Below are 7815 nucleotides of genomic sequence, written 5' to 3' on the forward strand. Positions count from 1 at the left end.
TAGGGTCATAAAAGGTATACTTTTTCTTCCCAACTCCTTCCAGAAGGGAATATCTATTTCAAATTTAGGCCTGGCAAATCTCTTTATAATAAATAGAAGAGTAAAGAAAAAATATAAAATACTGACAAAGAAATGAATTATGACGAAGCCAACCAGACCATAACCTAAGAGAAGAATTGGGAAACCAAAGATTAAAAGTGAAATATTCTGAATAATACTCAACAAGGCACTATACTCAAGTTTCTGAAATGCCTGAAAGCACCATTTGAACCCATCAGATAGGGCTAAGAAAAAAGTCGACCCTCCCAGGATGTAGATGATTAATTTTGTCTCCGCGGGACAGTTCAATATACCTATTGCCAGATAGCTGATGATAAGTCCAATGATGGATAATCCTAACCTCATCAGGCCAATATTCCCAAGATACTTTCCTGCTCTGGATTCATCTTCTGCTACCTCACGCACGGCTAAAGTGCTTATTCCCAGCTCAGTTGTCATAAAGAATATCGTCACGAATGAGACTGCAAATGCATACTTACCTAATCCTGCATCACCAATTACCCTGGCCAGATAGGCAAATATTAATACCGAGAAAACTCTACATAGGGCATTCCCTAAAAACAAAACACCTGTATTTTTGGCTACTCTTCTTGCTATACCCATTTATAACAGTCCAACATACCTTAATTATGGTAACCGTTCAGGCTATATATCAAAAGTGTAAGAAAGGGGATAAGGAGATAAGGGCGATATGGAGATAAGATAATAGAAACAGATTGAAATTTATAGAAATAGCTATAAATTGATTGTGGAAAACAACAAATTTCCATAAATTTCTACTAATTTCAATTTTTTTAATAATATCTCCCTATCTCCTTAATCTCCCTATCTCCTTTTCTTACACTACCTGAACGCTTACATTATTTTAACACATCTAAAGTGAAAATGTCAAGAGGATTTAAGATTTTTCCTTGAAAATGACGATGGGATTTGTAATTCCTCACGATACTTTGCCACTGTTCTCGAGGCAATATTTATACCCTGTTGTTGAAGTAAAGTGGTGATTTTACTATCGCTTAACGGATTTTGTTTATTTTCCTGGGCAATTATCTCTTTTATCTTTTCTTTAATAGATAGGGTAGAAACACTTTCTCCTTCTTTGGTCGTTAGACCTGTTTTAAAGAAGAATTTCAATGGATGGACTCCATAAGGTGTTTTAACAAATTTGTTTGCGATTGTCCGACTGACTGTGCTTAAATGAAGATTAAGTCCATTCGCAATATCTTCTAATCTCATTGGGACAATCTTTTCTGGTTTGCCATCTTGTAAAAATTGCTGTTGTAGGTCAAATATTACCTTTGCCACATGGGTTAATGTCTTTTTTCTCTTCTCCATACAATCTAAGAAAAATAAGGCTGATTTCAATTTCTTCCGGATATATTCATTTTCTTCTGCAGAGAGATTTTTATCTTTTAACAATCTTTGATAGTAAGAACTAATTCTTAGCGACGGTATCCATTCATCATTGAGTTCTAATTTAAGTCCTTCTTCCTCTGTATTTGAGATAATAATCTCCGGGATAATGTATGGCGGGTAGAATTTTTCATATAATCGAGCCGGTTTTGGCTCCAACAATTTAACAAGTAGTCCAACTAATTCTTTTACCCGTTCTACTGTAATATTCATCTTAGAGGCAATCAGGTCATAGTTTTTATCTTGAATTGCCTTGAGGTAATTTTGAATTAAAGGTCCTAATGTTTCCTCCATTCCTAATTCTTTAGCCTGAATTAGCAGGCATTCTTCCAAATCCTTAGCTCCCACCCCGGTGGGTTCAAATTCTTGAATCTTACTCAAAACATCTTTAACTTCCCGCAGACTAACCTTTGCCTCTTTGGTTATCTCCTCAACCGCACTATCAAGGTAGCCATCTTTATTGATGTTGTCAATAATTAATTCGCCTATTTTATATTCATCATTAGTTAATGATGGCACCATCCGAAGTTGCTGGAGTAAATATTCTCTAAGAGAAAGTTGATGTGTAGGAATATTTTCATAAATTGGGTTAGACTCGATAGGTGGAGAAGAATCATAGGTAAAAGACTTTTTTGAAGATTCGAAGAAATCCTCCCAATTTATCTCCTCTTGTTTATCATTTTTTTTTATCTCTGGAAAATCAACAATTGGAAGCTCAAGGGTGGCAATATTATCTTCTTCTAAAACCGGATTTTGAAGTAACTCTTCATTTACTTTATCTATTAATTCCAGGTTAGAGAGTTGTAATATCTTTATTTTCAATTCCTGGAGTGGGGAAAATTTCATTTGTTGGCGTTGAGTTTGGTCAAGAGTTACTTTTGGCATAAGAAAACCTCGTCTTTAAATAATTGTAACCGTTCAGGAATATAGCCACAGAGTCACAGAGAACACAGAGAGAATATATAATCTTGAATGGTAAGTTTTCAGTAATCAGGTATCAGCACTCAGTTAACACCAGGAGAGTCACGGCAGTAATGAATATTACTACTCTATTTGTTTCCTTATTTTGATGTCCCTAATTCTCTTAAAAGTTGAGCATTGAACACTGACACCTGTTAACTGAATGCTTACACTAATTTTTATGGCGTTACGGTCATAATCTTTCGGGCTATTTCAGGATATTTGGCAATAAATTTCAATTCAGAGTCAACCAAAGGTTTCTGTGTATGGACATTGGCGTATCTGACTAAGTCCAATATTTTATTTGCCTCTTCCTGGTCTTTAAATGCTATCTCTAATTTTTCTGCGACATTTCTAAAACCTTTAATTCCAGAGTATTCACCGGCAACAATTTTTCTGCCAGTTACTATCACTTCTGGTTCGCCAAGGCCTAATTCTTCGAAATCATACAATTCGTAATTTCGGGCATCTTTTAGTGCTCCATCAGCGTGGATACCGGATTCGTGGGCAAAGGCATTGGCGCCAACGGCGACTTGATTTATTGGGATAGGAACGCCAAAGGCTATGGAGGCGTATTTAGCGATTTTCCAGGCACAGGATAATTTCACCTGCTCATCTAAAACATATTTATTCTCAAATCCGCGTGATTTTTGTAAGGCTAAGATAACCGAAACTAAATCAGCATTTCCTGCTCGTTCACCCATACCATTCACACAGACATTAATATAGGCATCTACGCCGCCATCAATCGCCCCCTTTGCGCCAGCAACTGAGCAAGCCGTTGCCATCCCCAGATCATTATGGCAGTGCTGTTCAAGAGGTAATCCTACCTCTTTAGCTAATAATTTCATTCGTTCATAAATGGTAAATGGGTCATCATAACCTAATGTATCACAGTATCTTATGCGGTTGGCACCATGCTGTTTTGCCGCATGAGCAAATTCTATCAGAAATTCATCATCTGTTCTCGAGGCATCTTCAGCATTGACTCCCACGGTCAGAATCCCTTTTTCTTTCGCTCTATCTAAAGCATCCGTCATCATCTGGATAATATTGGGTTTAGTCGAACTTTCTTTGGGAGACCTAACGATTCTATCCCCAAATTTCCCTTTCGTCATTTGCTCTGAGGTAGATATAGAGATATTCAGGTGTTTAACTTTTGTATTCTTGACACAGGCATCTATATCTTCAACAATCGCTCGACACCATCCAGATAGAATAATGGGTTTAAGCACACCCATTTCGGCTAATTCAAGATTAGCATTAAGATAGTGAATTTCATGGGGAGTGACTGGAAATCCAAATTCACTCTGGTAGATTCCCATCTCATTAAGATAGAGATTTAGCATTGTTTTTTCTAATTTAGCCAATCCTAATTTAGCTGTTTGCACCCCATCGCGGTTAGTTACATCAATTAAGTAAATTTTGTTCATCACAACCCTCCTTCTATTTGGTAAATGGTAACTGGTGAATGGTAATTGGTAACTAATTACCATTCACCAGTTACCATTTACCAAACAAAAGGAGATAGGGAGATATTATTAAAAAAAGTAGAAACTAATAGAAATTTATGGAAATTTGTTGTTTCCCACAATCAATTTCTACCTATTTCTATAAATTTCAATCTATTTCTATTATCTTATCTCCATATCTTCCTTATCTCCTTATCCCCCTTCTTACACTTCTAATGTATAACCTGAACGGTTACAAGAAATTTAATCATCAATTTAGATGTAATTGTTGGCATTCTATCCATATATTTTCTGAACTCCTATTTCAAGTTGCTGAAGGGCTACAAATTTCATGGGAGTCGGTTTTTCTTCTTCAAGGCAAAGTTCAATTACCTCCTTAATCCTTGGATAAAGTTCTTCAAGGGTTTTAGCCTGGGTATAGCAACTCTTTAAAGCAGGAACTGTAGCTACATAATATCCATCCTCATCTTGTTCAATCAATACACTAAAATTCATCATTTTTTTTCTTTCCATTTCTTATCCTCCAAAGGCATCTTTAAACTTATCAAAGAAACCTTTGTCCGTTTTAATTTCACTGCCACTAATTCGACCTAATTCTTCAAAAAGTTGTTTTTGTTTCTCAGTTAATTGAGTTGGGGTAACAACAATTACTCGGACAAATTGGTCGCCTCTGCCATAACCGTGCAACGAATGAATCCCTTTACCTTTTAGCCGAAAGATTTTATGAGTTTGAGTGCCGGGGGGGATTTTCATTTTAATCCTCTCGCCATCTATGGTTGGCACATTTATCTCTGTGCCCAGGGCGGCCTGGGAAAAACTTATGGGTAGCTCGCAGATAATATTATTATCTTCTCGAATAAAGGTTTTATCTTCTTTGACAAAGATAACTACATATAAATCCCCAGATTCACCTCCATGACCACCTCCTTCGCCTTCTCCACGAAGTCTAATTTGAGAGCCTGTATCTACTCCGGCGGGAATTTTAACGCTTATCGTTCGCGTTCTTGATATTTTGGCTCGTCCCTGGCATCGTTCACAGGGTGTAGTAATAATCATTCCCTCGCCATAGCATTTATCACAGGTTTTAGCAATAGAAAAAAATCCTTGAGTATATCTCACCTGTCCAGCGCCTTTACAGGCAGGGCATTCTTTTTTCCCAACACCGGGTTTCCCACCAGTTCCATCGCAGATAGGGCACACCTCATTACGGTCAATGGTAATTTTTCTCTCACAGCCGAATGCGGCTTCTTTTAAGGTAATTTCGAGGTCATATCTTAAATCTGCACCTCGATAAACCCTTTTTGTTCGTGCTGTTCGACCTGTTCCAAAGAAATCTCCAAATCCTCCGCCAAAAAAACTACTTAAAATATCTTCAATGTCTGAAAAATGTGTAAAATCAGACCAGGTAAATCCCCTATCACCAAAGATATTTTTCATCCCTTCATGACCAAACTGGTCATATTGAGTGCGTTTTTGCGGGTCGCTTAAAACCTCATAAGCCTCAGCTATCTCCTTAAACTTCTCCTCTGCTTCTTTTTTATTATCTGGATTGACATCAGGATGATACTTTTTGGCTAACCGGCGATAAGCATTCTTTATCTCATCGACAGACGCATTTTTATTTACCTCTAAAACTTCATAATAATCTCTTTTTTTAGTCAAAATTTACTACACCTTCGCCTTTTTAGCATTCAGCCCTGTCTGACGAATTTGACATACTTATTTTTTCTCTTCATCTTCTACTTTAAACTCTGCATCTACCACATCTTCCTTTTTCCCTTCAGGTTCTTGTTTTGGCGGTGTTTGTTCTTCTCTTTGTGCTTGTTGTTGTGCAGAGGCTTGTTTATACATCTCTTCGGCTATTTTATAGGAAGCAGTAGTTAGTTCTTCCATTGCCTTTTTAACGGCATCAGTATCTTTACCTTCTAATGTTGTTCTTAAGTTTGCGATTTTATCCTCAATATTTTTCCGCTCATCCGCAGAAACCTTATCTCCATATTCTTTTAGTGTTTTTTCTGTGGTATAGATTAAAGTATCTGCCTGATTGCGAATTTCTATCTCTTCTCTTTTCTTTTTATCTTCTTCTGCATGACCTTCTGCCTCTTTGACCATTTTTTCGACATCATCTTTAGATAAACCACTGGATGATGTTATTTTTATCGCCTGTTCTTTACCAGTGCCGAGGTCTTTTGCTGAGACGCTCACAATTCCATTCGCATCAATATCAAAAGTTACCTCAATTTGCGGGACACCTCTTGGTGCCGGCGGAATACCAACCAGATCAAACCTACCCAGACTTTTCATACCGTGGTCATAGACCATTGCCCGTTCACCCTGTAAGACATTAATGGTTACTGCGGTTTGATTATCTGAGGCGGTTGAGAATGTTTGGGATTTTTTCGTTGGAATGGTAGTATTTCGCTCAATTAATTTAGTAAATACCTGTCCCAGAGTCTCTATGCCAAGAGATAGAGGTGTAACATCCAGCAGAAGAACATCTTTCACCTCGCCCTTCAAGACACCGGCTTGAATAGCCGCACCAACAGCCACTACCTCATCTGGATTCACACCTTTATGTGGCTCTTTACCAAATAATTCTTTGACTACCTGTTGAACTCTGGGCATTCTGGTCTGTCCACCAACTAAAACCACTTCATCCATCTCTGTAGGTTTAAATCCTGCATCTTTTAGTGCCTGATGGCAAGGACCGATGGTTTTATCAACTAAATCATCAACCAATTCTTCTAATTTGGACCTGGTTAAGGTAAGATTGAAATGTTTAGGTCCTGAGGCATCTGCGGTAATAAATGGTAAATTAACATCAGTCGAAATGGTTGTAGATAACTCACACTTGGCTTTTTCAGCGGCTTCTTTTAAGCGTTGGAGTGCCATTTTGTCTTTACGCAAATCAATTCCCTGCTCTTTTTTAAACTCGTCACAAAGATAATCTATTACTCTCTGGTCAAAGTCATCTCCGCCAAGATGGGTATCGCCGTTAGTTGCCTTCACCTCAAAAACACCTTCGCCAATTTCCAGAATAGAAATATCAAATGTTCCGCCTCCCAAATCATAAACGGCTATCTTTTCATTTTTCTTTTTATCCAATCCATAGGCTAAAGATGCGGCGGTTGGTTCGTTAATTATTCGTAATACCTCAAGCCCAGCAATTTTACCGGCATCTTTCGTTGCCTGTCGTTGAGAATCATTAAAATACGCCGGCACAGTAATGACCGCCTGGGTTACTTTCTCACCAAGATAACTTTCTGCATCCTCTTTTAATTTCCGTAAAATCATCGAGGAAACTTCGGGTGGTGAATATTCTTTGTCTATGACCTTCACCCCGGCATCACCATTTTTTGCCTCGATAACTTTAAATGGCACCTCAGAAATCTCCCTGCCGACCTCGGCGTATTTTCTTCCCATAAATCGTTTAATGGAATAGACAGTATTTTCCGGATTAGTAATTGCCTGCCTTTTAGCTATCTGGCCAACCAATCTTTCACCTGTTTTGGTAAAACCAACGACTGATGGAGTAGTTCTTCCACCCTCGACATTGGCAATTACCTTTGGTTCACCACCTTCCATAATGGCTAAACAAGAATTAGTCGTGCCTAAATCAATTCCGACTACCTTTGACATAATCTATCATCCTCCTTTTTGAGTGGTAAATTGTTTCTCTACTCACTATTTAATACTTTTACTCGATATTCAAGTTTTTTTAAGATTAATTGGTTTACCCTTTTTTAACCGCAAAGAACGCAAAGAAATCAACCGCAAAGAACCCAAAGATTATAGGTTGTTCACCACCCTTTTAATTCCTTCCTTGAGTCTTAATACATTGAAATTTATAAGCAATTAACAATATTTGAAAGTTCGTTTTCGTTTATAGACCTGTTTTTCTTTCTTTGCG

The 7815-nt window shown here is 37.7% G+C and carries 7 protein-coding genes; all 7 read right to left on the minus strand.

Annotation, left to right across the window (positions count from 1 at the left end; all coding sequences use genetic code 11):
• A partial coding sequence (locus AB1414_11805; protein MEW6608111.1) for an oligosaccharide flippase family protein occupies positions 1-663 on the minus strand: 663 nt, incomplete at its 3' end.
• Between the two features lie 20 nt (positions 664-683).
• On the minus strand, positions 684-830 hold the full coding sequence (locus AB1414_11810; protein ID MEW6608112.1) for a hypothetical protein: 147 nt from the start codon (positions 828-830) through the stop codon (positions 684-686).
• 118 nt (positions 831-948) lie between these two features.
• Complete coding sequence (gene rpoN, locus AB1414_11815; protein MEW6608113.1) at positions 949-2358, minus strand: RNA polymerase factor sigma-54; 1410 nt, start codon at positions 2356-2358, stop codon at positions 949-951.
• Between the two features lie 254 nt (positions 2359-2612).
• On the minus strand, positions 2613-3866 hold the full coding sequence (locus AB1414_11820) for a homocitrate synthase (GenBank protein MEW6608114.1): 1254 nt from the start codon (positions 3864-3866) through the stop codon (positions 2613-2615).
• Between the two features lie 315 nt (positions 3867-4181).
• A complete protein-coding gene (locus tag AB1414_11825) occupies positions 4182-4418 on the minus strand; it encodes a type II toxin-antitoxin system HicB family antitoxin (GenBank protein ID MEW6608115.1) in 237 nt (78 codons plus the stop codon).
• A 3-nt stretch (positions 4419-4421) separates the two neighbouring features.
• Positions 4422-5570, minus strand: coding sequence for a molecular chaperone DnaJ (gene dnaJ, locus AB1414_11830; GenBank protein MEW6608116.1), 1149 nt, complete (start codon positions 5568-5570; stop codon positions 4422-4424).
• Positions 5571-5624: 54 nt separating this feature from the next.
• On the minus strand, positions 5625-7544 hold the full coding sequence (gene dnaK, locus AB1414_11835; protein MEW6608117.1) for a molecular chaperone DnaK: 1920 nt from the start codon (positions 7542-7544) through the stop codon (positions 5625-5627).
• Positions 7545-7815 lie beyond the last annotated feature (271 nt).

It is taken from the genome of bacterium (genome assembly GCA_040755795.1).
In the GTDB taxonomy this organism is placed as follows: domain Bacteria; phylum UBA9089; class CG2-30-40-21; order CG2-30-40-21; family SBAY01; genus JBFLXS01.